General features: G+C 55.7%; 25 protein-coding genes. 10 read left to right on the forward strand and 15 right to left on the reverse strand.

The annotated features are described in order from the left end of the window. Positions 1–80 precede the first annotated feature (80 nt). A protein-coding gene (locus tag METAL_RS22170; protein WP_157203341.1) for an IS5 family transposase occupies positions 81–847 on the reverse strand; the annotation gives its coding sequence in 2 pieces (ribosomal slippage) (positions 81–472 and positions 472–847; 768 coding nt in all). A gap of 107 nt (positions 848–954) precedes the next feature. On the opposite strand from METAL_RS22170, the gene METAL_RS12800 reads away from it, so the two are divergent. Beyond that, positions 955–2,205, forward strand: coding sequence for an HlyC/CorC family transporter (locus METAL_RS12800; protein ID WP_005372927.1), 1,251 nt, complete (start codon positions 955–957; stop codon positions 2,203–2,205). Positions 2,206–2,234: 29 nt separating this feature from the next. Next, positions 2,235–2,579 carry a YnfA family protein gene (locus tag METAL_RS12805; RefSeq protein WP_425357657.1) on the forward strand — a complete coding sequence of 115 codons (345 nt, stop codon included), beginning with the start codon at positions 2,235–2,237 and terminating at the stop codon, positions 2,577–2,579. Positions 2,580–2,617: 38 nt separating this feature from the next. Here the strand turns inward: METAL_RS12805 and METAL_RS12810 are convergent, their stop codons facing one another. Both METAL_RS12810 and surE read right to left on the reverse strand, forming a co-directional pair. Continuing rightward, positions 2,618–3,277, reverse strand: a complete 660-nt coding sequence (locus tag METAL_RS12810; RefSeq protein WP_005372930.1) for a protein-L-isoaspartate(D-aspartate) O-methyltransferase — start codon at positions 3,275–3,277, stop codon at positions 2,618–2,620. Continuing rightward, positions 3,274–4,032: a 5'/3'-nucleotidase SurE gene (gene surE, locus METAL_RS12815; RefSeq protein ID WP_005372934.1), complete on the reverse strand. Its 759-nt coding sequence runs from the start codon at positions 4,030–4,032 to the stop codon at positions 3,274–3,276. Before surE ends, METAL_RS12810 begins: the two co-directional genes overlap by 4 nt. 76 nt (positions 4,033–4,108) lie before the next feature. Between surE and METAL_RS12820 the strand changes: the two genes are divergently transcribed. Then, positions 4,109–4,678, forward strand: coding sequence for a Smr/MutS family protein (locus METAL_RS12820; RefSeq protein WP_005372935.1), 570 nt, complete (start codon positions 4,109–4,111; stop codon positions 4,676–4,678). 206 nt (positions 4,679–4,884) lie between these two features. Here METAL_RS12820 and truD read toward each other — a convergent pair whose 3' ends face one another. The 4 genes from truD to METAL_RS12840 all read right to left on the reverse strand — a co-directional run bounded on the left by truD (position 4,885) and on the right by METAL_RS12840 (position 9,832). Then, entirely contained in the window at positions 4,885–5,910 is a 1,026-nt protein-coding gene (gene truD, locus METAL_RS12825; RefSeq protein WP_005372936.1) for a tRNA pseudouridine(13) synthase TruD, read from the reverse strand. 161 nt (positions 5,911–6,071) lie between these two features. Then, complete coding sequence (locus METAL_RS12830; protein WP_005372937.1) at positions 6,072–8,381, reverse strand: TonB-dependent receptor; 2,310 nt, start codon at positions 8,379–8,381, stop codon at positions 6,072–6,074. A gap of 96 nt (positions 8,382–8,477) precedes the next feature. Further along, positions 8,478–9,110, reverse strand: coding sequence for a response regulator (locus METAL_RS12835; RefSeq protein ID WP_005372938.1), 633 nt, complete (start codon positions 9,108–9,110; stop codon positions 8,478–8,480). Between the two features lie 491 nt (positions 9,111–9,601). Continuing rightward, on the reverse strand, positions 9,602–9,832 hold the full coding sequence (locus METAL_RS12840) for a hypothetical protein (protein ID WP_031429399.1): 231 nt from the start codon (positions 9,830–9,832) through the stop codon (positions 9,602–9,604). Between the two features lie 35 nt (positions 9,833–9,867). Here METAL_RS12840 and METAL_RS12845 point away from each other — a divergent pair, with 35 nt between their 5' ends. Further along, entirely contained in the window at positions 9,868–10,053 is a 186-nt protein-coding gene (locus METAL_RS12845) for a hypothetical protein (protein ID WP_157203331.1), read from the forward strand. A 9-nt stretch (positions 10,054–10,062) separates the two neighbouring features. Here the strand turns inward: METAL_RS12845 and METAL_RS21000 are convergent, their stop codons facing one another. Then, a complete protein-coding gene (locus METAL_RS21000; RefSeq protein WP_213069388.1) occupies positions 10,063–10,227 on the reverse strand; it encodes a hypothetical protein in 165 nt (54 codons plus the stop codon). 296 nt (positions 10,228–10,523) lie between these two features. After that, positions 10,524–12,101, reverse strand: a complete 1,578-nt coding sequence (locus METAL_RS12850) for a GGDEF domain-containing protein (RefSeq protein WP_005372940.1) — start codon at positions 12,099–12,101, stop codon at positions 10,524–10,526. A 1,217-nt stretch (positions 12,102–13,318) separates the two neighbouring features. Here METAL_RS12850 and METAL_RS22175 point away from each other — a divergent pair. The 3 genes from METAL_RS22175 (at position 13,319) to METAL_RS12860 (ending at position 13,981) form a co-directional block, all read left to right on the forward strand. Continuing rightward, positions 13,319–13,453 carry a hypothetical protein gene (locus tag METAL_RS22175; RefSeq protein WP_425357670.1) on the forward strand — a complete coding sequence of 45 codons (135 nt, stop codon included), beginning with the start codon at positions 13,319–13,321 and terminating at the stop codon, positions 13,451–13,453. 114 nt (positions 13,454–13,567) lie between these two features. Beyond that, positions 13,568–13,741 carry a hypothetical protein gene (locus METAL_RS12855; protein WP_245549530.1) on the forward strand — a complete coding sequence of 58 codons (174 nt, stop codon included), beginning with the start codon at positions 13,568–13,570 and terminating at the stop codon, positions 13,739–13,741. A gap of 39 nt (positions 13,742–13,780) precedes the next feature. Further along, on the forward strand, positions 13,781–13,981 hold the full coding sequence (locus METAL_RS12860; protein WP_031429406.1) for an EAL domain-containing protein: 201 nt from the start codon (positions 13,781–13,783) through the stop codon (positions 13,979–13,981). Between the two features lie 106 nt (positions 13,982–14,087). Here METAL_RS12860 and METAL_RS21010 read toward each other — a convergent pair whose 3' ends face one another. From METAL_RS21010 to METAL_RS12870, 3 genes are all read right to left on the reverse strand, one after another. Next, positions 14,088–14,327 (reverse strand): DUF6316 family protein, encoded by a 240-nt coding sequence (locus METAL_RS21010; protein ID WP_213069389.1) that lies wholly within the window; start codon positions 14,325–14,327, stop codon positions 14,088–14,090. A gap of 149 nt (positions 14,328–14,476) precedes the next feature. Next, complete coding sequence (tsaE, locus tag METAL_RS12865; RefSeq protein WP_005372942.1) at positions 14,477–14,923, reverse strand: tRNA (adenosine(37)-N6)-threonylcarbamoyltransferase complex ATPase subunit type 1 TsaE; 447 nt, start codon at positions 14,921–14,923, stop codon at positions 14,477–14,479. Beyond that, positions 14,923–16,386 (reverse strand): bifunctional ADP-dependent NAD(P)H-hydrate dehydratase/NAD(P)H-hydrate epimerase, encoded by a 1,464-nt coding sequence (locus tag METAL_RS12870; protein ID WP_005372943.1) that lies wholly within the window; start codon positions 16,384–16,386, stop codon positions 14,923–14,925. Before METAL_RS12870 ends, tsaE begins: the two co-directional genes overlap by 1 nt. 150 nt (positions 16,387–16,536) lie before the next feature. On the opposite strand from METAL_RS12870, the gene METAL_RS12875 reads away from it, so the two are divergent. Together METAL_RS12875 and METAL_RS12880 are read left to right on the forward strand one after the other, a co-directional pair. Then, positions 16,537–16,950, forward strand: a complete 414-nt coding sequence (locus tag METAL_RS12875; protein WP_005372951.1) for a Dabb family protein — start codon at positions 16,537–16,539, stop codon at positions 16,948–16,950. A 262-nt stretch (positions 16,951–17,212) separates the two neighbouring features. After that, complete coding sequence (locus METAL_RS12880; RefSeq protein ID WP_005372952.1) at positions 17,213–18,271, forward strand: NAD(P)-dependent alcohol dehydrogenase; 1,059 nt, start codon at positions 17,213–17,215, stop codon at positions 18,269–18,271. Here METAL_RS12880 and METAL_RS21620 read toward each other — a convergent pair. The 3 genes from METAL_RS21620 to METAL_RS12890 all read right to left on the reverse strand — a co-directional run bounded on the left by METAL_RS21620 (position 18,265) and on the right by METAL_RS12890 (position 22,213). After that, positions 18,265–18,708, reverse strand: a complete 444-nt coding sequence (locus METAL_RS21620) for an alpha/beta hydrolase (RefSeq protein WP_245549364.1) — start codon at positions 18,706–18,708, stop codon at positions 18,265–18,267. The two genes, METAL_RS12880 and METAL_RS21620, sit on opposite strands and share 7 nt — an antisense overlap. Next, positions 18,705–19,046 carry an alpha/beta fold hydrolase gene (locus tag METAL_RS21625; protein WP_245549365.1) on the reverse strand — a complete coding sequence of 114 codons (342 nt, stop codon included), beginning with the start codon at positions 19,044–19,046 and terminating at the stop codon, positions 18,705–18,707. The genes METAL_RS21620 and METAL_RS21625 overlap by 4 nt, the downstream gene beginning before the upstream one ends. Before the next feature lie 83 nt (positions 19,047–19,129). Then, on the reverse strand, positions 19,130–22,213 hold the full coding sequence (locus tag METAL_RS12890) for a transglycosylase domain-containing protein (RefSeq protein ID WP_005372956.1): 3,084 nt from the start codon (positions 22,211–22,213) through the stop codon (positions 19,130–19,132). Between the two features lie 333 nt (positions 22,214–22,546). Between METAL_RS12890 and METAL_RS12895 the strand changes: the two genes are divergently transcribed. Next, the gene (locus METAL_RS12895; protein ID WP_005372958.1) at positions 22,547–24,829 is read left to right on the forward strand and encodes a Tex family protein; all 2,283 of its coding nucleotides are present in this window, start codon (positions 22,547–22,549) and stop codon (positions 24,827–24,829) included. The last annotated feature ends 123 nt before the right edge of the window (positions 24,830–24,952 follow it).

The raw sequence follows: 24,952 nt of genomic DNA on the forward strand, positions 1-24,952 counted from the left end.
AACTGTTGTAAAATTTGTCGGCTTTATTTGAAGGATGTCTTGACAAAAATTTCTCAATTCGTAGAGACTAGATAGTGTCGTCATAAGATAGCTGTCCACAGGGCGATGCACCGGATCTGCACAGCGGCCAGGAACGATGCGGTGTTCTTGGCATAGCGTGTGGCAATACCTCGCCAGCGCTTGAGGTGCAAGAACGCGTTTTCTACTAAATGCCGCAGTTTGTACAGGTCGCGATCGTAGTCGCGGGGTTGTTTTCGATTGCGGCGTGGCGGAATGACCACCGTCATCTGATTTGCTTCGGCTTGGGCTACGATAGCATCGCTATCGTAGCCTTTGTCCGCCAATAAGTACTGAGCATCCACGCCTTCGATCAAGGCTGAAGCCTGCGAACAATCTGCTGTGGTACCTGCTGTAATAAGGATTCTGACCGGCATACCATGCGCATCCACGGCCAGATGTATCTTACTGTTGAGCCCCCTTTTGTGACCGCCATGCCCTGATTGCCGCCTTGCGCGCCGGTCGCATGCGGATGGACTTTGATGTGGCTGGCATCAATCATCAACCATTCATAGTCGGGTTCGGTGACCAACTGTTCCAACAGGGCTTCCCAGACGCCGTGATCTCGCCAACGGCAAAACCGGCGATGGGTGTTCTTCCAATCGCCATAGTCAGGTGGCAGGTCGCGCCATGGCGCACCGGTACGCAAAATCCAGAAGACCGCATTGATAAACAAGCGGTTGTCTCGCGCTTTTCCGCCCCAGGCCCCGGCACGGCCGGGCAGATGGGGTTCCAGTAAGCTCCAAACCGTATCGGAAATGTCATGGCGGCGGTGGGCAGGTTGGGACATGGCTCTTTAATCTCATCAGCAACGACAATCTCCGTATTATACCTGACAAAGACTTATCTTGTGACGACACTATCTAATCACTTCCCAAATAAAAGAGATTCTCTTACTTGAACGACTTACCTCTCGGTTTACTTTGGGCCTTGCTGGCCCTGATGCTCGTCTTATCCTCATTTTTTTCCGGCTCCGAGACCGCATTGATGATGCTGAACCGGTATCGGCTGAAGCATCTGGTCAAATTGAAGCATAAAGGCGCCACCAAGGCCCACCGACTGCTGCAGCGCCCCGACCGTTTGATCAGCCTGATCCTGCTCGGGAATGTCTTCGTGAATATCGCCGCCTCCTCGATCGCCACGGTGATTGCGATCCGGCTCTATGGCGAAGACGAATCGGTCATTACGATTGCGGCGATTCTGCTGACGATCGTGGTGTTGATCTTTTCCGAAGTGACGCCGAAAACCCTGGCCGCGGTAAAGCCCGAAGCGCTGGCGTTTCCGGCCGCCTGGATCTACGTCCCGCTCCTGAAAGCCGCTTACCCGCTGGTATTGAGCATCAACCTGACCGCGAACCTGCTGCTTCGGATGGTCGGCGTCCAGGTCAGCAAGAACAGCCACGAAACCCTGAACAAGGAAGAACTGCGCAGCATCGTCACCGAAGCGGAAAGCCTGATTCCCTCGCGCTACCAGAAAATGCTGCTGGGCATTCTCGATCTCGAATCGGCGACGGTCGAAGACATCATGACGCCGCGCAACGAAATCTACGGAATCGACCTGGAGCTGCCGATCGAAGACATCGTCAACCAGATCAGGAACAGCCCGCATACGCGCTTGCCGGTATATAAGAAAAGCATCGACCGGGTCGTCGGATTCTTACACCTGCGCAATGTGCTGGTAAAAATCAATCAGGAGAATTTCGACAAACAGATGCTGATGAATGCGTTGATCAAACCGGCCTTCATTCCGGACAGCACGCCGATCCACAACCAGATTCAGCACTTTAAGATGGAAAAGCTACGAATCGGCCTGGTGGTCGACGAGTACGGCGACGTGCAGGGGCTTGTAACCCTCGACGACTTGCTGCAGGAAATCGTCGGCGAACTGGTCACCGACGAAATGACCGTCAAGAAACAGGCCGACGGCAGCTATCTGGTCGATGCCGGCATCACGATCCGGGAACTGAACCGGCTGATGCAATGGGAACTGCCGACCGAAGGCCCTAAAACGTTGAACGGCCTAATCATCGAATTCATGGAAACAATCCCCGAAGAAGGTACCAGCATCAAATTGCACGGCTATCCGCTGGAAATCATTCAAAGCGACCAGAACGCGGTCAAGCTGGTCAAATTCTTAATCGAACGGTAAAAAGCGACCGCATCCTTACCCAAACCGGTTTGAGCATCGATATGTTTGAGATCAAGACTGTCGCCCTGTTTTTTGTCACCGCCCTGTCCGAGATCCTGGGTTGCTATTTGCCTTATCTCTGGCTCAAGGAAAACAAGTCGCCGTGGTTGCTGGTTCCGGCAGCGATCAGCCTCGCCCTGTTTGCCTGGCTGCTGTCGTTGCACCCGACTGCGGCCGGCCGGGTATATGCCGCCTACGGCGGCATCTATATTTTTGTCGCGGTCATGTGGTTATGGGTGGTCGATGGAATCAAACCTTCGGTGTGGGACCTGACTGGTTCATTGATAGCCTTATGCGGCATGGCAGTCATCCTGTTTGCGCCAAAACATGGGTAACAAATAAAGCGGCGCCACGACGAAGCGCAAAACCGGTTTCACTCCCGGCCGGCCAGAAACGGCACGAAGGTCACCGGTTCCAGTTCTTCAATCTCATAGCCGTTCTCGGTCCTGAACACCCGCTGCAGTTCCTGTCTGTCGCCGCGCCCGATCGGGATGATCATCACGCCGCCGACCGCCATTTGTTCGAGCAGCATTTCGGGAATTTCGGAAGGCGCCGCCGCCACCAGAATCCCGTCATACGGCGCGTGCTCCGGCCAGCCCCAGCCGCCGTCGCTGTGCAGATAGCTGATATTTTTCAGCCTCAGGCTCCATAAGTGGTCCTTGGCCTTCTTATGCAGCGGCAGAATCCGTTCGACCGTGTACACATGATCGACCAGCTGCGCCAGAATCGCGGTCTGGTAGCCGCAGCCGGTCCCGATTTCCAGCACCTTGCCGGGACGCCCGAATTCGAGCAGCAATTCGGTCATCTTGGCGACGGTATAAGGCTGCGAAATGGTCTGGTTGAAACCGATCGGCAGCGCCGTATCCTCATAAGCTCGGCTCGACAACGCTTCGTCCACAAAAATATGCCGCGGCGTCCGGCTCATCACATCCAGCACTTTATTGTTGCGGATGCCCTGTTCGAGCAGGCGCTTGGCCATCCGTTCACGGGTCCGCCGCGAAGTCATGCCGATGCCTAGCAAGGTGGAATTCATGCGCAAACCTCCCCGGAAAGCCAGTTTCTGACCATATTGATTCTATCGTACCAAGTCAAATCCAATTGCAGCGGCGTGATCGAGACAAATCCCATGCTGACGGCGTGAAAATCGGTCCCCGGCCCCGCGTCCTGCTCCGCGCCGGGCGGGCCTATCCAATAAATCGACCGTCCGCGCGGATCCCGCTGTTTAATGACCGGTTCCGACTTGTGGCGCTGGCCCAGCCGGGTCGCCCGGTAGCCCTGAATATCTTCGGGCGCGACGTCCGGCACGTTCACGTTCAGCAGAGTATCGCGCGGCAACGGCCTGTCGACGAGGCGCTTCAACAGCACCACCGCCACCTCGGCCGCCGTTTCGAAATGCTGCGGCTCTTCGTTGCAGGCCAGCGAAATCGCCACCGCCGGCAAGCCCAGAAAGCGCCCTTCGGTGGCTGCGGCGACCGTGCCCGAATACAGGACATCGTCGCCCAGATTCGCGCCGTGGTTGATTCCCGCGAACACCATGTCCGGTTCCGGCTCCAGGAGCCCCGTGATGGCCAAGTGCACGCAATCGGTCGGCGTGCCGTCGACCTTGATGAAGCCGTTGTCGGCCACGTGCGCGCGGAGCGGCATTTCCAGGGTCAGCGAATTGCTGGCCGCGCTGCGATTGCGATCGGGCGCCACGACCGAGATATCGGCATAGGGACGCAAGGCGCCGGCCAGCGCGACGAGTCCTTCGGCCAGATAACCGTCGTCGTTACTCAACAAAATATGCATTTATGGTTAGCCCAAAAGCGGAATCCACTATAAAATCTCGAGATATTAGCAACAATGCCCCATAAAATCAGCTTTCGTGACAAAAAAAATCCCCGATTCCGAAGACAGCGGACTGTTCCATCTCGCCATCGGCCAGGTGCGTGCGATCAAGGACGACAAAGTACGGCTGGATAGCGGCGAAAAACCGAAGCCGTACCCGAAACATCGACCCGCCGAAGCCGAAAGCCGCCTTGCCGAACAACAGGATTACGACCTGGATCCGGTCAGCATCGAAGACCGGCTCAGCTATCTTGCGCCGGGAGTACAGAAAAGCGTGCCCGCCAAAATGCGCAAGGGCCAGTTCGGGCTGGACGCCGAAATCGACCTGCACGGCCTGACCAGCGAGGAAGCGAAGCGTCAGCTCTTGATATTCCTGCAACGCGCGGTGATCGATGGCTGCCGTTGCGTACTGATCATTCACGGCAAGGGCTACCGTTCGCCCGACAATCTGCCGGTTCTGAAAAACAGCCTGAATCTCTGGCTGCGCCAGCACCGGGATGTGCTGGCCTTCTGTTCGGCGAAACCACGGGATGGCGGAGCGGGCGCAGTGCTGGTCCTGCTCAGGTTGTCCGAAAAATTCGCCAAAAGAGACGAGCTGCTATTTTAAGAGAGATCCCGTAGGGTGTGCTGAACGCAGTGAAGCGCACCAAACATTCTATATTCCATTGTAGGGTACGCTGTGCGTACCATCGGGGGTGAAATGGTACGCACAGCGTACCCTACGGAATTTCCCACCGCTACGCTCCCGTCGTAAAACCATGTAAACAGAGGTGAGAAAATATAAAAGGAAGAACGGCTTACCGATGCAACGGCTCAATCATTCCAATCGATCACCTCGCGCAGCAGCGCCGTCGCATAACTGCCGGCGGGCAGCGAAAAGCGTAACTGCAGCCGGTCATCCAAGAACTCCCATGCCAAATCCGGCACGTTGACCCGCAGCGCCCGCCGTTCGATTTCGACGCCGCTGTCCTGGAGCCCCTCCGCCAGTTCGGGAAAGCGCCCGATCACTTCGGCTTCGAGCGCCGCTACCGCCTCCGTGACCCCGCTGTCGCCTCGCCCCCAAAGGACGCCGGTCGGATGAATTTCTCCCGCCTCGACGCGTCCCGCTATCGCCTGATCCAGGGTATCGGCTTTGAAACGGCTGTGCGACTTGTCCAGCATGCAGATTTCGCCCGGCAGCGGGCGATTCCAGGTCCGTTGCTCGACGCGGCCCGCCAGCACCTGATTGAACAGGAACGAACGCGCCGCCGACAAATAAAGGCTGCGCTGCTCGCGGCCGGCCTTCTTCCCCTGGAACAGGGCCAGCGCCTGTTCGACATTGCGCCCCCGATGTCCGAAACGCTGCTCGCCGAAATAGTTGGGGATACCCGAAACCTGGAGCGCATCCAGCTGCGCTTCGGCTTTATCCCGATCGCCCCGCCACTCCCTGACGGTCAAACCGAAACGGTTGCAGGATAAAGCGCCGCGCTGCAATTTGCGTGCATGGCGGGTCGCCTGCAGCACTTCAATCGAAGCCGAGGCGAACGCGGCCCAGTCCGGATCGGCTTTGCCCGGCAGCCAGACGCTGAACCATTGGGTGGTGACCGCGTGGCGGTCCTTGAGCCCCGCAAAGCCGATGTCGCGCTGCCTGACATCCGCAAAACGGGCCAGTTGCCGTGCCACATAGTCGGTATTCTCGCCGATCTTGCGAATCTGCAGGAAAGCATGCTCGCCCGTTCCGGACGGCTCGAACGCCAGCACTTCTTGGACGATGAAGTCTTCGGGAAAAGCACGGATGGTGCCCCAGCCCGAAGGGCCGCCGTATGCAAAAGGCCAAGCAGGAAGGATAAAAGGAGACATTTCAAATCGGCGTAATTTACCACGCATTCCGCCAAGTATACAAAGGTAGCCGATCCGAAACGGTCTATCCGGCAGGTTCTCCGGTCTTTCCGGTAAGCTTGCGCTAGGATGAATGACTTTACGCAGCATTCCCCAAAGAATGCTGCGTTATTTTTGTCACTTTAAAAAGTGATCCGCACACCGACCCACCCTGCCCTGGGCGCGCCCGGCGATACGAAGCGGGGATTGTTGAACGCATCGCCCAGCACTTCGTCCGCCTGCCCGAAAGTCCCGAACGAGTTGTAGTGGTTGTCGAAAATGTTGTCGAGCTTGCCGAACAACGCGAAGTGCTTGTTGAACTTGTATTCGGCCCGTGCGTTGAATAGCCAGTAGCCCTGCAGTTGGCCTGTCAGATTGGCCTCGTCGCCACGGAAAAACTGGTCGCTGCTGTACAGGCCGTCGATGGCTAGCGACAGGCGCCGCCAGAGCTCGACGCCGACCGATGCTTTGAAAATATGCTCCGGTATGCCCGGTATCTTGTCGCCGCGCCGGACCTGCGCCGCCACGTCGTTGTTCAGCGGATTCTGAATGATGAAGCTGTCCAGGTAACGCGCATTCAGGTAGGTATAGTTCGCCGCAAAACTCCAGTCATCGATCGAGCTAAACAAAGCCGGAATAAACGAATTCACGCCCGCTTCGACGCCGTAGCGGCGGGTCTGCCCCACATTGCTGAAAAACCCCTGGCTGATGCTGCCGCCGCTGCGATGGAAAATGATGTCGTCATGATTCGTCGTATTGAAATAGCCGAGGTTCCATTGGGTATCTCCCTTGCCGATCAGCTTGTTGAAATCGCCGCGGAAACCGCCTTCCCACGTCTTCGCGACCACTTGGTCGAGCGGCGGATCGGACACGAACGCATTCGGCAAGCGGCACGGATCGTTCGGATCGGCGCAGCTGAGCTCCATTGGCGTCGGCACCCGGGACGATTCACCGTAGCTGCCGTACACGCCCAGATGATCGAAAATCTGATAAGTCAGGCCGGCGGACGGATTGAAACGCTCGTAGCTATGCTTGCCGCTCAGCTTGTCCTCGCCATCCGCGCCGATGTATTGATTCTTCATCGTGATGCTGACATGGTTATAGCGGCCCGCCAGCGTCGCGGTCAGTTTGTCGGTGATCGAAAAACTGTCGCTCAGATAAAAGCCGTAGGTTTCGGTGACCGTATTCAGGCGCACCCTGGCTTCTTCCACCAATATGCCGCTGCCGATCGTGCCCCGATCGGGCGTCAGTTGCGCCAGCTCGGTATCCGAACCGAAGTGCACGTCCGCGTAATCGTAGCTGCCGCCTACGAGCAGATTGTTTTTATGCCCGAACCAATCGTGGTCGAACATCGCCTGCAGAGTGCCGCCGCGACTACGGTTGTAGGTCTCGCTGGTATTCTGAGTCGCACCCTCTACACTATCGCTGGCCGCAATTTGATTGCCCAAAACATCTTGGGCGATTTGGCCGTCCCCGTTGCACAAAAACGCATCATCGAACGCGCATTCGTCAAAGTCGCTGTCATCGCCGTTGAAGGTTCGGATCCGGTTCTGCCGGTAATAGGCGTTGGCGCTCAGCTCGATCTTGTCGGTCAAAGCATAGCTGCCGGCCAGTTCGGAGAAAAACATCCGGGTAATGGTCTGGTCGGGATGGGTGAACACCGCGTTCCGGTCGATCTGCTGCAGTTGAACCGGCACCGCGCCGTTGCCGCGCATGTCGTTGTCGTTCGCGCCCAGGGTCAAATCGAGATTGGCCCGGTCATTACGCCAGCTCAGCGTACCGAAAACCTGATTGGCCTCGGTCGGCGAAAAATTGCGCCAGCCCTGTTCGTCGAAATGGTGCAGGTCGATGAAATAGCCGAAGGTGCCGTTGTTCCAGCCGCTGGTCAACTCTTCCGAATGCCGGTCCCAGGAACCGCCGTACGCCTCGAACTGGTGTTTCGGCGCGGTAAAACCGGTCTTGGTTTTCAGCGAAATCGCCCCGCCCAGGCTGTTCAATCCATACAGCGGATTGGAGCCCGGATACAGGTCCATTGTGTCGATCGCGCCGCGCGGAATCAGGTCCCAGTTGACCGTATCGCCGAACGGTTCGTTGAAGCGGACCCCGTTCACGTAGGTCGACAGGCCCTGCGGCAACCCCAGCAATGGCGAAGCGACGAAGCCGCGGTAATAAATATCGGGCTGCAGGGGATTATTTTGCGCCTCGTTCACATGCACGCTGCCGAGGTGACGGTTCATGTACTCGGCCAGGGAAATGCTTTGGGCCTTTTCCATCTGTTCGGCATTTGCGGTCTGGATGTTCGCCGCTACTTTCTTGGCGTCGATGCCGCTGCCGGACAGCGGCGCCACATCGATCACTTCGACCACGTCGAGATCTTGTGACTGTTCCTCCTCGGCCAGTACAGACGACAACACGGCCAGATAACATAAGGAGATAGAGACGAGTCGGTTCATGTTTCTTCCCTGGATAAAATGCCGGCCATCTTAGCCAAATCATTTTTCCGCTACCATCCGTCAGCCACAAAAAGGAAAATTTCCCGAACCCTTGATTCAGAGGATTTTCAAATCGATCGCCAGCCGCGCCAGTTCGGCAACCGTATTGACTTTCAGCTTGGCTTTGATCTGCGTGCTGTAATTCGCCACGGTCTTGACGCCCAGGCACAGCTCGTCGGCCGCTTCGTGCGTGGTCAGTCCCTTGGCGAGCAGGCGGAACACGTCGAACTCCTTCGGTGAAAGCGCCGCCAGCAATGCCTGATAATCCGGCTGTCCGGCCCGGAACGCATCCGAGGCTTTCAATCCGGCTTCGATATAATCTTCGCCGCCGGCAATGGCCTGCACGGCCGTAATCAGCATTTCCGGCGCGCTGCTCTTCGTAATATAGCCTTTCGCGCCCGCCGCGAGCGCCCGCTCGACATAGACTTTCTCGTCATGGATGCTGAACACCAGAATCTTCGCTTCGGGATCGCGCGCGGTAATCCGGCGGATGCCTTCCAGCCCCCCGATCCCCGGCATCGATAAATCCATCACCACGACATCCGGCCGAAAGTCGTCGTACAGTTTGCAGGCTTCCTCGCAACGCGACGCTTCGGCCACGACTTCGATCGCCTCGACCGACGCCAAGAGCAGCCGAAAACCGGCGCGCACCACCGCATGGTCATCGACCAGCAAGACTCTGATTTTCATCACCCTTATATTCCAAACATGTTGAATACCCGCAAAAACAGCACGCCGGCCGCCGCAAGCAGAGCCCATATCGCCGTTCTCGATGCGCGTATCCGTAAATAACGATAATTAATGACACGGCAAACGCCTGCTGTCAAAGGAGCGCAAGGAAAGCGGACGACTCTGCAACGGAAATCCGGGATATTCGCAATTCTGGAAGATGCGCCAAGCGGATTCGTCAATAAGCCATCCACCCAGGATGGAAAGAGAGCCGGCGGCAAGCAAGCCGCCGCCGGCTAGCGCATTTTCATATCGCGTGCAGAGCGGTCCTCACCTTCTGAAAGGTGCCCAGCCGTTAAGTCCAGCCCCGTAGGGTACGCTGTGCGTACCTTTCGACATGGAGGGTACGCACGGCGTACCCTACGGGGCAGTCGTCCGGTAATCCCTGAATGACGTGCTTTCCTTACGAAGGCCATATACCCAAAGCAAAAATGCTCTAGTCGGCAAAGCAATTACTCGGGCAAATCCGCCGTGCAATTTTCGACCGCCGTGACCGAATAAGCCGTGGTATTCGGATCGGCCTGGATCGTGCGCAGTTTCCTGATGAAATCCCGGAAGGCGTTGGGTGGAGCGAAATCGCTTTCTTCCACACAAACCGAAAACCCGCCCTCGATGGCGTAGCCGAAGACGACGAACAGGAAAATCACATCGTCAGCAACCGCCTTACCGATCGTTTTTCTCACCCTGCGGAAAGCCCCCTTCGTCCATGGCGGGCCCGATGCCGCCAATATGGATTTCGGCCGCCTTGCCTTCGAACGGCACCTCGCGCTCGTACGGTGCTTCCTGCGCATCCGGCCACCCGTCGAGAGACTGGAAGCCCCGGCCGGCCGTATCGCTCAGGTTTTTGGCCAGGATGTCGTACGAATTCGGGCGGCCGGTTTCGGCGCCGCAGACCGCCGTGTAAAACTGTCCGTCAGTACCGCAGCGTCTGTCCGACCGGGGTTTTCGCCTGCGCCAGTTCCATTTTCATGGCCCTGAGGCCGATGCCTGCGCTCTCGCACTGGATGGCGCCGTTGTATTTCGCCACCGTCACCCAACCGCTTTCCGCCCCGGCCGCAAACGCCGCCGCCAAGCCCAAGCCAAGCCCCCAAATAAAACTTTAACCGATAAGCACTTAACAACAAATATATAGAATTTAAGGATTTCCCCCCGATAGCCAAGGAAGGAAATGCGAGTTGTCCTTCTAAAACAACTGGACCCTGAAGAAGCGCTGGCATCGGTAGCAACGCATGGAGCGGTTGCCGAATCCAGAAACCCAGGAGGGTTGGCTTTCATACCTCCCTGTCATCTGGATCTCGGCAATCCCTGCCTGGACTTAACGGCATGGCACCTTTCAGAAGGTGAGGACTTCCCTACACGCGATATGAAAATGCTCTAGCCCATACAGCAACGGTTTCGCCCGCGTTTTTTCGCTTGATACAAGGCCCGATCAGCCCGCTCAAAAATCAGTTCATAAGTATCGCCTTTCATCAACTGGGCAATTCCGCAAGAAACGGTAATGCAATGGACCGTACCGTTTAGATTCAGCTGATGTTTTTCGATAATATCGCGTAAATTTTCTGCCTTTTGAAAAGCCGAGAGTTGCCTGGTATTCGGCATCAACACGACAAATTCTTCTCCTCCAAGCCGGGCCACAAAATCCGTTTTACGGATATTTTCCGAAAACAGCCGGCCCACATGCTTCAACACGGCATCCCCTAATTGATGCCCGAAATTGTCATTGATTTTTTTGAAAAAATCGATATCCCATATCAGCAGACACAGCGGCGTGTGATAACGTTGCCAATGGGCTATTTCGTACTTTAAACGATTGTCATAAGCTAAACGATTCGGCAGCCCTGTTAAAGCATCGCTAAACGCTCGTGAATTAGCAACGACTAGCTTGGATTTGAGTTCACCGGTTTCCATTTCCATCGCTTGGATTTTTTGATTCAGCCTTTCCATGTGAAGTTGAAACTTTTCGAGTTCGATCGCTTCCTTTTTTTTATTTTCCTGAATTTCCCGGGTAATTTTATCGATATGGGAAGAAATGGCTTTTTGTAAAGACTCCAGCTGAGTCGCCTGCAGTGATCGGTATTGCAGATCGCTCATTTGCTCGGAAACCGACTGGTCGAATTTGCTTCTATTTAAACCCACATTCTTGAATGTCTTATTAGAATCGGTAATAGCCGAACTCAGCGCCGCAAGTTGTTCGGTTATTTGCGCCAGGAATTTATCGATCTCCTCTTTCTTCGGTTGATTGTCGGTATTGATTTCGATCAAAAGCGAAATAATGCTATCCAGTATCGATTCGAGCGAATGAGATGTTGCCCCAGCGTTTAATTGTTGTTTTACGTTTTGCACCTTTTGTTCGAATGCTTCCGGAACCTTTATTTTTTCCAGGAGTTTCAGTAATTGCGCACTGACAAAAGAAGTATCGATAGAATGCCGAACTGAAGACTCATTTTCACCGTGTTGCCGGGAAATTCCTGCATCCACTGGATCGCTCTCGATAATCCTGGCAATAGCCGCAAATAATCGCCGAGGCTCCGCTAAAGGCTGACCGCTTTCTTTCAGTTGAGTTAATTCTTTTTGCTGCCTGCTCGAGGTATAACGCTGCAATAAAAACTCGAACAAAAGGTTCGTATCAGCAGCCTTTATCGATCCTTTCGAGGACAAATCTTTAAGCTGATAGATAATTTTTGTAAGGCTTTCAAGATCCTCCTTAAGTTGACGATTGTCTATGCCGTTCTTTAAATGATCGCGGATACGCTGCAGGTAGGGTTCGAGTTGGGCGTCAACTTCGGAACTCACAATGGAAAGGCGAATGATAATTTTGATTAGTGTTTCATGTTCTTCTTTATAAGCTTTTTCCAGTCGTTCATGCGCATCCAGCAGATCCAGATATTTGTTTTTCCATTTATCCGTTCCGACGTCACTATTTTTGTCTGCCGATCTTGTGAAGAACTTCATTTAGTCCTCTTTCTGCCGTTGATAAAATGCCTACCGTACCCGATTCGAAATCCGTATTAACATTTCATTTTTCAATAACTCCGCTGATTCAAGCCTGCTTGAACTAGAGCTGACGAAAAGTTTTTTAAACCCTTATTGGTAACGCCAGATAACACAGCTGCTGAAATTTTTTCGGCAATCAGAACCGCATCAGCGTCTTGACTGCCAGGCTCACCGTAAATCTTTTACAGATTCGGGGTGAACAATTGTTTTATGGGTTATAAAAGACCAACATAAAGAATAGCCGCTTGATTGTTCTCCAATTCTTTGGAACCGCAAAAATCGTCTGTAACAAGCCAATTATCGCACATCAAAACCCTACGCATTGTAAGAAAAATGCGTATACTTAGAATTATATTATAGCAGCGGTTTAGCTCCCTGTGATTGACGGCCCCGGTTGGCAATTCAGTTCGAGGATAAAGCCCTTCCAACACAGAACCGGAGCGACGCTTCCGGAAAACACAGCATCCTGTTCATTCGATAATTATTTTTTGCCGTTATTGAATGAGAGAATCCCGGTTTATTTTTTGTTGGAGCTTCCTTAACCGCATGAATTTTAATTTGACGGTTTTCAACGTGTTTCATATCGATAAGTTGTCCGATAAATGAATGTTTTTCCCCTTGGTATTTAAAGAAACCCCTGTAAGCGTGCGGTTAGTGTTAAAGAATCAAATTAAGTTTCCTGGGGTTTCGTCGCTCGTCATTTCATTCCTGTTAGTGGCATTCTCTGCATTTTTGCGTACGAAACTGTCAAGTGACCTGGGGTTACACGCCTTACTTATGTTACTTTTTTTCCCGCAGTTTTAATCAGCGGATTGCGGAGAGGGCTTTTAGCCGCCCTGCTGTCCGGCCTGTTCGTCATTTTATGGCGTTAGCTTGATGAACAACAATTTGTCAATGATTCGCTGGACTGGATAGGTTTAAGTATTTTTACTCTGAACGACATAGTGGTATCGGTTATCGTCTGGAAATTAATACTTGCGAAATTTAGCGGAAGCAAAGCTCGATCGTTATTCAGTAAGTCCCGGAAAATGCCCCGATCGGGATGCACATCGCCACTTTTAGAGGGACAAATGATTCTTCAATCGGTGCTTAATCACATGCCGGCCATCATTGGGTACTGAAACCGCGATCTGACCAATACATTCGGCAATCAGGCCTACCAGGAAGGGTTTGGGATTCCTCCGGAACAATTGCGGGGCAAGCATATTCGCGAAGTCCTCGGCGAGGAGCTTTACAGGCTGAACCAGCCCTATATTCAGGCGGTTTTGAAGAACTGTTCGAACGCATCATTATCGATGCTTCCTACATAGTGTCGTCACAAGGCGACTCCTTATCAGGTATAATACGAAGATTGTAGTTGTTGATGAGATTAGGGAAGCATCGGCATAACGTTGTACCCCAACGATGCGAAAACTTCGGACGAAGTGCTCAAAAACGCCGATCAAGCCATGTATGTCCCCAAGAATGGGGGACGCAATCGCTTCAGTTACTTTACCAACGAAATGCAGGAAAAGGCGCAGGCAAGGCTTAAGCTGCCATCCGACCTGCGGCGTGCGCTGGACAAAAAGCAGTTTTGCTGTTCTATCAACCCATCGTAGATCTCCGTTATCAGAAATCTTCGAAACGGCTCGTCGGAAATGGCCATTTCGGAAGCCATCATTGTAATGGCCCATAAACTGGGGTTAAAAGTCATAGCAGAGGGAGTGGAAACCAAAGAGCAACGCGACCTGCTCGTTGCGGCGGAATGCGATTTTGTACAGGACTACCTCTACTCAAAACCGCTTTCCTCGAAAGATTTTGAAGAACTGCTGATGAAGAACTTATTGACTATCGGATAAGATGGCGTCGAAGACTGTTACCCGCTGAATTATTCCTGTGGCAATTAGGCAATCGCCGAAACGAAAAAACGTATTGACAAAACGAACCGCCACGATAAATTCTTTTTTACTCCCGTCGCTTGAAAACAAAGTCGCGCACCGGCTCAAGACTTAATTTCGTAGACTTTTTGCCGCGTCCGCCGTCGTCGCCGTTTTTGATACAAAGACCAACAAAGGCTCGAAGCTCTTTGGTCGCTCTTTCTTTACTGTCAAAAGGTCCGAAATTGCCTTCCCGCGCGGAAAAAAACCATTCCGTCGTTCCCGTTTTAGGATTACTCTGGCTGTAAATTCTTTCTGCTCGAAACACGTTGATCCCATTGCCTAAATAAAGACGATATCGGCTTAATAATAGCAAAACCCAGTAGAAGCATCCGAACTTTTACGGATTTGATCGCCGTTGCGGACTAAAAAGCCTCTCTGCCAATCGCATTGTTGATTTGATAGGGCGGTCCGGCATTATAGACGGGTACAAAGAAGCTTTAACTCGTCCGAAAAAACTTCCATATCGATTAACCTGTCCGCATCCTGCACACTCAAACGGATCGATACATCTGCCGCAGGCAGCATACCCTCTCCCATCTCGGGCCACTCGACGATGCAGACGGATTCCTCGTCCAGGTAATCGCGAATCCCGATCCATTCCAGTTCCTCCGGATCGGCCAGGCGGTATAAATCGAAATGATAGATTTTCCGATCGCCGATCCGGTACTCTTCGACCAGCGTGTAAGTCGGGCTCTTTACCGCGCCGGCATGACCCGCCGCCTGCAGAAAGCCGCGCACCAGCGTCGTCTTTCCCGCCCCCAGGTCGCCGTGCAGAAACACCAGGCATTTCGGCGGCAACAGGCGCCATAACGCCGCGCCGAACTGTTCGGTGGCTTCCGCCGATTGCAAATAACGCTGCATCAATTCACCAACTGTTTCAAAAAAGGCAATAAATCGGTCGCCAATAAGCCGCGTTCGCCGTCTCTCGCGGCCGCCAGATCGGCGGCGCGTCCGTGCAGGAACACGCCTTGCTCCGCCGCTTCCTGCACATCAAGGCCCTGCGCGATCAATCCCGCGATCACGCCGGACAGTACATCCCCCATTCCGCCCGAGGCCATACCCGGATTGCCGGTCGTCGACACCGCGATCCGCGAGTCGCTCGCAATCAGGGTGCCCGCGCCTTTCAATACCGCGATGCCGCCATAAGCCGCCCGGATCGCCGACACCGCAGAGAACCTGTCCCGCTCGACGGATTGCGCGGAACTATGCAGCAAGCGCCCGGCTTCGCCGGGATGCGGGGTCAATATCCAACAGGATTTGCCCATCGGAGCGGAAGCCAACAGATTCAAGCCGTCCGCATCGACTACCATCGGTTTTTCGGACCGCAGCACGGCGCCGAACAGGGTTCTGCCCCACTCTTTCTGCCCTAGCCCCGGCCCCAGCGCCACGACATTGGCCTTATCCAGCAATGGGAGCAAATCCGCCTCGCTTTCGACGCCGCGGCACATCAGCTCCGGCCGGTTCAAATTCATCAAGCCGGCATGCTCGCTCCGCGTCGCGATGCTGACCAGGCCGGCGCCGACCCGCAACGCCGCCTCGCCGGCCATCCGCGCCGCGCCCGAAAAACCCAGGTCGCCGCCGACAACCAGCACATGCCCCATATTGCCTTTGTGCGCGCAGCGGTGGCGCGGCATCAGCGGTTTTTGGCCGACGAGGAAAACGTCGGGGTTTACTCGATCAAAAACAGCGTCCGGCACCGCCAGCCCGTCATAAACAATCTCACCCGCGTATTCGGCCGCCTGGCCGGTAAAGAGGCCCTGTTTCAGTCCAATAAAAGTCGCCGTGCAGTCTGCCTTCACGGCGCAGCCCAGCGGATTGCCGGTATCCGCATTCAGGCCGGAAGGAATATCGACCGCCACGACAGGCAAACCGGACCGGTTGATTGCCGCAATCGCCTCCGCGTAAAGCCCGGTTACCGACCGGTCCAGGCCCGTGCCGAGCAACGCATCGACCACGAGATCGGCCTCGATCGCATGCTCCGTTTCAAATGTCTTTACCGAACCTCCCGCCTGAACATAATCCCGATAAGCCGTCAGCGCATCGCCTTTCAGCTTTTCGGGATCACCGACACAAACCGCCAGTGCGTCCAATCCGGCTTCTCTTGCCAGACGCGCGGCCACATAACCGTCTCCCGCATTATTGCCGCTGCCGCAAAATACCGCCAGCGACCGCACTGTTGGCCATTTTCCGGTCAGGCATTCGAATACGGCTCCGCCTGCCCTGCGCATCAGCGCGCAGCCGGGAATGTTGAATTCTTCGATTGCGATCCGGTCAAGTTCTCTGACTTGGGCGGCGCGGTACAGTATTTCTGGCAATTTTTGCATCCCGTCGAATATCCTCAAGATCACTTTTACGGGTTATTATCATAGCCGGTTTTATTGGCAATCTCACCCCGACTGATTCCAATAGAACCGTATAATTTCTGGTACACTTGCAACCCTTCACACTCTTTATTAATTACAGGAGGTTAGTTCATGAAAACAGTCCATTTCAAACGCCTGGTCATTCTTTTAGCCGCCCTCGGCCTCGGCAATGCCGCGCATGCCGAGCGGCCGTCGACCGACATCGACGGCAAGGTGCATCATCTCGTGATCATCTGGCTGAAACAGCATGGCGATCCGGAAGCACGGCGGAAATATATCGAGGGCAGTAAGCGGCTGTCGAAACTGCCGGGCGTAGTGAGTTACGACATCGGGCCTGTCGCAGGCATCAAGCGCGAACATCCGAGCCCATCGGTCGACGACAGTTTCGACGTCGCGGTTTCCGCCACGTTCGAAAGCAAGGAAGCGCTGGAAAATTATTCGAAGCATCCGGAACACCAGACGGTGATTCAGGAAGTCTTGAAACCGTTGGTCAGCCATTACAAGGTCTACGATTTCGCGGATTGACGGCGGGTTTTGAATTCCGTGTGTAGGGTACGCTGTGCGTACCTTTTCAGGTGTCCGATTTGCCGGAAGCACTCCAAAAGGTACGCACAGCGTACCCTACACTTTGCTCAACCCAATCCCGAAAATTGCCGAGAAGCCTTTGGCGTTCCTGTGCGCACCTTCTATGCGATAAAGAAAACGCACTTTCCCCAACCTGGGATATATCCGATCCCTGCACCTGTCGAATTTTAGAATCCGCATAAACCATTGATAGGAAATTGCCATGATCAAAACACCCGCCTACGCCGCCGCCACTCCTACATCCCCCCTGGCTCCGTTCACGATCGATCGCCGAGAACCCGGCGCGCATGACGTATTGATCGATATTCTGTACTGCGGCGTCTGCCATTCCGACATTCACCAGGCGCGCGACGAGTGGGGAGGAGCGATTTTTCCGATGGTGCCGGGTCATGAGATTATCGGGGTCGTGGCGCAAACCGGCAGTGAGGTCAGCCGCTGGAAGATCGGCGATACGGTCGGCATCGGCTGTTTTGTCGATTCGTGCAGGCAATGCGAAGCCTGCGAAGCAGGCGAAGAGCAGTATTGCCGGCGCGGCGCGAGCTTTACTTACAATTCGCGGGAACAGGACGGCCAAACGCCGACCTACGGCGGTTATTCGACGCAAATCACCATCGACGAAGCGTATGTCGTCGGCATCCCCGAAGGCATTCCGCCGGAACGCGCCGCACCGCTGCTCTGCGCGGGCATTACCACCTATTCGCCGCTGCGCCGTTTCGGTGTTCGTCCCGGCGACAAGATCGCCATCGTCGGACTCGGCGGCCTCGGGCATATGGGAGTCAAGCTCGGCAAGGCATTCGGCGCACATGTGACCGTTTTGAGCCATTCGCCGGGCAAACGCGACGATGCGCTCAAACTCGGCGCGGACGATTTCATCGTAACGAGCGAGGCGGAAGCCTTTACCCGGAACGCCGGCCGTTTCAGTTTCATTCTCGATACGGTCTCGGCAACGCATGACTACAATGCTTACTTGAACCTGCTCGGCCTCGACGGCACCATGGTGCTGGTCGGCCTGCCCGACCCTACCCCATTGGCCGCCTGGCCGCTGGTCACGGGGCGCCGGCGCCTGGCCGGCTCCATGATCGGCGGGATTCGCGAAACGCAGGAAATGCTGGATTTTTGCGGAGAGCATGGCGTTACGGCCGATGTGGAGATGATTCCGATACAGAACATCAACGAGGCATATGAGCGCACGCTAAAAAGCGACGTGCGCTACCGTTTCGTGATCGACATGGCGAGTTTAAGGCAATTGCCCGGTCACTGAGCGATAAACTGCATCGCGTCCTGCCACCAAGGGCGCCAGGGTTCGAAGGGCAGGCTGTTGTGGCCGGCATTTTCGAAACGCCAGAGTTTTTTCTTCGCGGGCAGCGCCTCGAACAAGGCGAGCGTGTTCCGGTTCGGAATCACTTCGTCACGCCCGGCCAGGACTACTGCAATGGGGCCGTTGAAATCGCGCAATCTCGCGACATTGTCGAATTTATCCCTGACCAGCCAACGCGCGAGCAAAAACCAATAGTGACGCTGCGCAACATTCGCCATCGTATCGAACGGCGTAATCAGCAACAATCCCCGAATCGGCACTTGGCGCGATGCGGCTATCCCCGCCGCAACCCCGCTGCCGAGCGACTCGCCGCACAGGAACAAAGGCTCCTTGTACGCTTGCAGGATCTGTTTCGCCGTCGCAATGCCGTCTTCGATCAATGCCGCTTCGGAAGGCGCGCCCTCCCGTGCGCCGTATCCCGGATATTCGGCGACAGAACCCGATAACCCAAACGCTGCAGGGCCTCGATATAATATGCCCGGTGCAGCGCCGCGCCGGCATTGCCGTGAAAAACCAGCACCGTACCCTTCGGATTTTCGACCGGAATCCGGCAGGTGATCGCCCGCCTTTCGCCCACCGATGGCCAGGATCGCAGGTTCAGTTCCTTCATTAATTGGTCCTGCTGCACCTCGGTAAAGCGGGACGGGAAGTACATCATCTTGCGCTGCAACAGAAACGCCATCATCAGGATCAGCAAATAGATCAGCAACAAGGACATAAGGCGGGAACGGTTCATAGGGCCACCGTCGGGAATTGCGGACAGACTTCCTGACTTGCAGTCCGCCCGGCCCGCCGCACAATTTATTGCCCCGCAACCATCGCCATTTTCGGCTCGGGGAGAGCGTTTCCGCCGCCGTCCACCGGCCGATTCAACAAAGGCGTCAACGTCGGCTTCAAAAAGCGGACGATCTGCACCGGCAGCGAGCTGGTGAACTGATAGTTTCCGGCGTCTTTGCCTGCGACATAGGCGGTTATCACGCCGAAAAACCGGTCGCCCATGAAAAAGGTAAACACAGCCGCACGGCTGATGAATTGCGAGCCGATCATTTGGCCGCGGGCATTGAACATTTCCTTACGGTGGTCGCCTGTTCCGGTTTTTCCGCCTATCGGGATCACCCGGCCCTGATTGTCCGTATAGACCCCTTTCAGGCGAGCGGCCGTGCCGCCTTCGACGACCCCGATCATTGCGCTTCTGGCCGCCCGGGCCACCTCGGCCGGGAATACGCGCTTTCCTCCGTTCGGCGATTTATCCAAAACCGTCTCGTAAGGCGTTCCTTCCGCGAAGTGCAGATTTTCGAAGCGGACAGTGGGCATTCTGACCCCGTCGTTCAAGATGACGCCGACCAGCTCGGCCAGCGCCGCCGGCCGATCGCCCGAGGCGCCGATCGAGGTCGCATAGGACGGGGTCAGCCTGCCGAACGGATAACCGACCTGCTTCCAGGCGGCATGAATTTTCTGGAAGGCCTCCGCTTCGAGCATGCTCATGATGCGGTGCTGCTGCCCGGCTTTCTTCCTTTTGCTCTTCAACAGCCAGCGGTAGACTTCCAGGCGCTGCTTGGCGCTGGCCGCAATCACTTCCTCGCGGGTAGCCTGCGGGTGTTCGGCCAAATAACCGGCCAGCCATAATTCGAGCGGATGAATCTTGGTAATGTAGCCCTGATCCTGCAGATCGAATTTATCCGCCGAATATTTATCGTAAAGGGCGTAGATGTCTTCCTTGTCCAGGATCTGTTTCGGAAGATAGTTGCGCAAGAATCTGTTCAGCTGCTCCACGTCATGATCGGGATAAATCGCCCGATACAGCATCGTCAGCCGCGAGGACTTCAGCCATACCCGCTTGGCGAGCATGCCGAGACGTTCGGCTTCGCTTTTTCCCTGCATCTTGGCGAAAAAACGGCCAAGGTAAACCTGTGCTTCCCGGTCGGCGAACCGTTCGAGATATTCCTGGCGCTTCGGGCTTTCCGGATCGTCGAGCCAGCGAGCCACGCCATCGGGCCTGTATTGATAATGGTAAACGATGTCGCGCATCAGGCGAATGAACACCAAATTGACCGAATCACGGAGCGCATTCCGCACCGACATGATCTGATAGTCGTCGCTCTTCTGGAAATTATTGAAGTGATGAAGCCCGCCGCCGGTAAAGAAATATTCTCCCGAACTGGCCGAATATTTACGATCCAGCGCCTGATCCAATAGCGTCTGCAGGTCGATTCCGGGCTGCCCCTTCAATTGGGTAATGACCCAGGCGCTCAGATAATCCCGGGGATGCAGCGCCACTTTATTCAGTTCTTCTACCGGCTGGCCGTGGTACTGCCGATAAAGCTCCGCGACCAACTGCAGGTAAAGCACCATCGTGCGCAGTTTGGAAGTAGAGCCCAAATCCAGGCGAATTCCCTCGTTGATGTCGAGCGGCTGGTCCAGGTTATCGGTCTGCACCCGCAAAAAGTTGCCTTTCGGCGTTTTTTCGAACAACATCAAACTGTAGACGACGCGTGACAGATCGACGTTTCCATTCAGCCGCCGCTCGCCGAAAGCGCCGGCCGCGCGCGCTTCTTCGGGATTGCCGAGCTTGCGCAGGGCGGTCGCCACCGCTTGCTGGGTATTGTAATCGATCGTGGTTCTGGCGGTTAAATCCAGCCGATCGAGGTCGTAAATCGTTTTGACATTCAACGCTTGCGCCAGCCGGGTACGCAATACGGCTTGCGTCTTTTTTTCCGGTACGAATTGCGTAGGCAGCGAATCCGCCGGCAGCGGCTTGAGCGTCTCGGCCTTCAAGGCCCGGTCGCGCAGCGCCGCGGAAATCATGCCGGCATCGGCCATCAGCCGAAGATAGCTGTTCGCCAGCGTCTGCAGGGCGTTAAATCCCGTCCCCAGAAAATAGGAAGGCCGTCTTTGCGACAGAAGAATGCAAAGCACCTGGCGGAAAGCGACCGCCTGCCGGTCGGTAACGCTTTCCCCGGAATTTTGCATGGCCGCACGCAGCAGGTTGTTCACCTCGTCGAAATCGGCGCCGAACCAAGCCGCCAGACCATCGCCCAGTCCATGCACTTCGCCGACTTTCGGCGCGGCCGACAGCGGCATCGAATTGAGGTAGGCCAGCGCGATCTGGCGGCGCATCTCGCGGGTATCGGCCCCCCACAGATAGGCGCGGATCGAGGCCGAGCCCATCTGACGGAATTTGTCGATGACGGAATTGGTGTAACCATTGGGGGAATGCCGGTATTTTTCGATCTGGGTCGCCAAGGTGCTGCCACCGGGCACATTCTTGTTTACGCCCAGCTTGTTGGCGACCATCTGCAGGCTGGCATAACCCAGGCGGTCCCATTCGACGGCCGGATTCAAAGTCACCTTCGCTTCATTCAGCAACTCGCGGTTTTCGATGAACAGCAACGTATAAAGTACCAGCGGCGGTATCGACTCGAAATTGGGATAGCCGTGATTGGGGTAAGTATTACCGAATATCAGCTGGTGGGTCTGATCGTAGATCTTGAGGCCGGCCTGGGTCTTTTCGTGATAGATCGCAAAGAAGCCATCGTCGATCAATTGAGTCAGCATCGGCGAGGAAACCGCCTGGGCGGATACCGAAAAACCGGCCTGGGTCATCCGCTCGACCGCTTCGGGCAATAAGGTATAGCCCATGCGCTGATCGTAAGGTCCGTATTCGGGATACCGTATCGACGCGCTCGGGCCTTTTTCAAGTTTGAAGCTGATCCGCTTGCCGATATTGGAGAGATAGTGCGCCTGATACCGCGAAGTTTCGACTTCTTCGCGTACAAATTTAACGACGGCAATACCGACTATCAGCAAACCTGCCAATAGGCCTAACAGCACTATTTTGGGTAAAATTCGTCTTTTGTTCTGCATCGCCGGTCGCGCCCAAGGCACGATGTCACCTCTGGTTATTATTGATCTGAAGCGTCGTAATGTTCGACAACCATCCAAGGCTTCCTGCATTTTTGCAAATTGGACAAGCAGCGGAGCTATAGGTTCGGAATGTTTCGGTCTTCCTAACGCGGCTGGCTGCTCGCTCTGTTTACGACGGAATTATAGCAAATTAAAATCTCAATGCCGAATTAGGAACGCCTGGCTGTTGCAAATGAACAACACTTACGCTATCCGAGAGCCCGAAGCCCCAAATGCGGTTTCAGAAAAATTTCCTCAACCGCTGGCCCGCGCTTACTGATAAAATCTGCCGCTTTCAACCAAACAGCATTCGAAATGGACGTTAATCAACGCATCGCCGAAGAACTCGCCGTCAATATCCGCCAAGTCAATGCCGCCGTGGCCCTGCTCGATGAGGGCGCGACCGTGCCGTTCATCGCCCGCTACCGCAAGGAAGCCACCGGCGGCCTCGACGACACGCAGCTTCGAACCCTCGAAGAGCGTTTATTCTATTTGCGCGAACTGAACGACCGGCGCGCGACGATTCTCGACAGCATTCGCGGCCAGGACAAACTGACGCCGGAACTGGAACTGGCCATCAACGAAGCTGATACCAAAACCCTGCTCGAAGACTTGTACCTGCCCTACAAGCCCCGCCGCCGCACGAAAGCCCAAATTGCGCGCGAAGCGGGGCTCGAACCGCTAGCCGATGCCCTCTTGGCCGATCGCAGCCTGATCCCCGAACAATTTGCCGCCGGCTTCATCGATCCCGAAAAAGGCGTTGCGGACCATGCCGCCGCGCTGGAAGGCGCCCGCCAGATCCTCATGGAACGCCTGTCGGAAGATGCCGAGCTGCTGGCCGAACTGCGCGAGCGAACCTGGGGAAAAGGCATCCTGCATGCGACCGTGACGCCCGGCAAAGAGCGGGAGGCGAGCAAATTCCGCGATTACTTCGATTATCAGGAGGCGATCAACAAAACCCCCTCGCATCGGGCGTTGGCGTTGTTGCGCGGACGCAACGAGGATTTGCTGACGCTGACCCTGAAGCCGGCCCAGGAGGAACAGCAGGAACACGATCTCTGCGCGCAGTTTACCGCCCGGCGGCTCGGCGTAACCGGCACCGACAAACCGGCCGATGCCTGGCTGGCCGAAACGGCACGTCTCGCCTGGAAAATCAAACTGTTCACCCGCATCGACCTGGACTTGAAAATGCGGGTCCGGGAAGCCGCCGAACAGGAGGCGATCCGGGTATTTTCGAGCAACCTGCGCGATCTGCTGCTGGCCGCGCCGGCCGGCCATAAAGCCACGATGGGCCTGGACCCCGGCATCCGCACCGGCGTCAAGGTCGCGGTCGTCGACGCGACCGGCAAACTGCTCGCCACCGACACGATCTACCCTCACCCGCCGCGGAATGCCTGGCATGAATCGATCGCGACCCTCGCCCGATTGGTCGCAAAACATCAGGTGCAACTGGTCAGCATCGGCAACGGCACCGGCTCGCGCGAAACCGACCAGTTGGTCGCCGACCTGCAGAAACAGCACCCGGAACTGAGATTCAGCAAGATCGTCGTCTCCGAAGCGGGGGCGTCGGTTTACTCGGCCTCCGAGCTGGCCGCGAAAGAATTCCCCGGCCTCGACGTTTCCCTGCGCGGCGCGGTTTCGATCGCGCGGCGCTTGCAGGACCCGCTGGCCGAACTGGTCAAGATCGAGCCGAAATCGATCGGCGTCGGCCAATACCAGCACGACGTGAACCAGGTACAGCTGGCGCGCGGCCTGGATGCGGTCGTCGAGGACTGCGTGAACGCGGTCGGCGTCGACGTGAACACCGCCTCCGCCCCGCTGCTGAAGCAGGTTTCCGGCCTGTCGCAAAGCGTCAGCGAAAACATCGTCGCCTACCGGGACGAGCACGGGCCGTTCGCGAACCGCGCGCAGTTGAAAAAAGTGCCCCGCCTCGGCGAGAAGGCCTACGAGCAGGCGGCCGGCTTCCTGCGCATCACGAACGGCGACAACCCGCTCGATGCCTCCGCGGTGCACCCGGAAGCCTATCCGGTCGTCGAAGCGATCATTAAGGACACAGGCAAATCGATCCGCGATCTGATCGGCCAGTCGCAAATTCTAAGACGTCTCGACCCGGCTCGCTACACCGACGACCGGTTCGGCGTGCCGACCGTGACCGACATTGTGCGCGAACTCGAAAAACCCGGACGCGATCCGCGTCCCGAATTCAAAAGCGTGCAGTTCAAGGCCGGGGTCGAAAAGATCACCGATCTCGAACCCGGCATGCGCTTGAACGGCGTGGTAACCAACGTCGCCAATTTCGGCGCTTTTGTCGATATCGGCGTGCATCAGGACGGTTTGGTGCACATTTCTCATCTCGCGGACAATTTCGTCAAGGATCCGCGCGAAGTCGTAAAGGCCGGCGACATCGTCGAAGTCAAGGTGGTCGAAGTGGATGTGGAACGCCAACGGATCGCTCTGTCGATGAAGTCGGATGCGGAAGTCAGCCGTACGCCGAAACGCGAAACCGCCACCCGCAAATCTCAGGGAAAATCCGCTCCGCCCGCGCCGCCGATACGGGGCGCCATGGCGAATGCGCTGGCGAACGCATTAAAGAAGTAAAGAAAAAATGCTCTGCTATACTTGCTGGATATCGATTAATACCTAGCAGCAGGACCAGATATGATGACTTTTTTACGTTCTTTTGCATCCCTGTCAGTCGTTTGCCTAGCAATCGGCTACGCG

The organism is Methylomicrobium album BG8 (assembly GCF_000214275.2).
GTDB lineage: Bacteria > Pseudomonadota > Gammaproteobacteria > Methylococcales > Methylomonadaceae > Methylomicrobium > Methylomicrobium agile.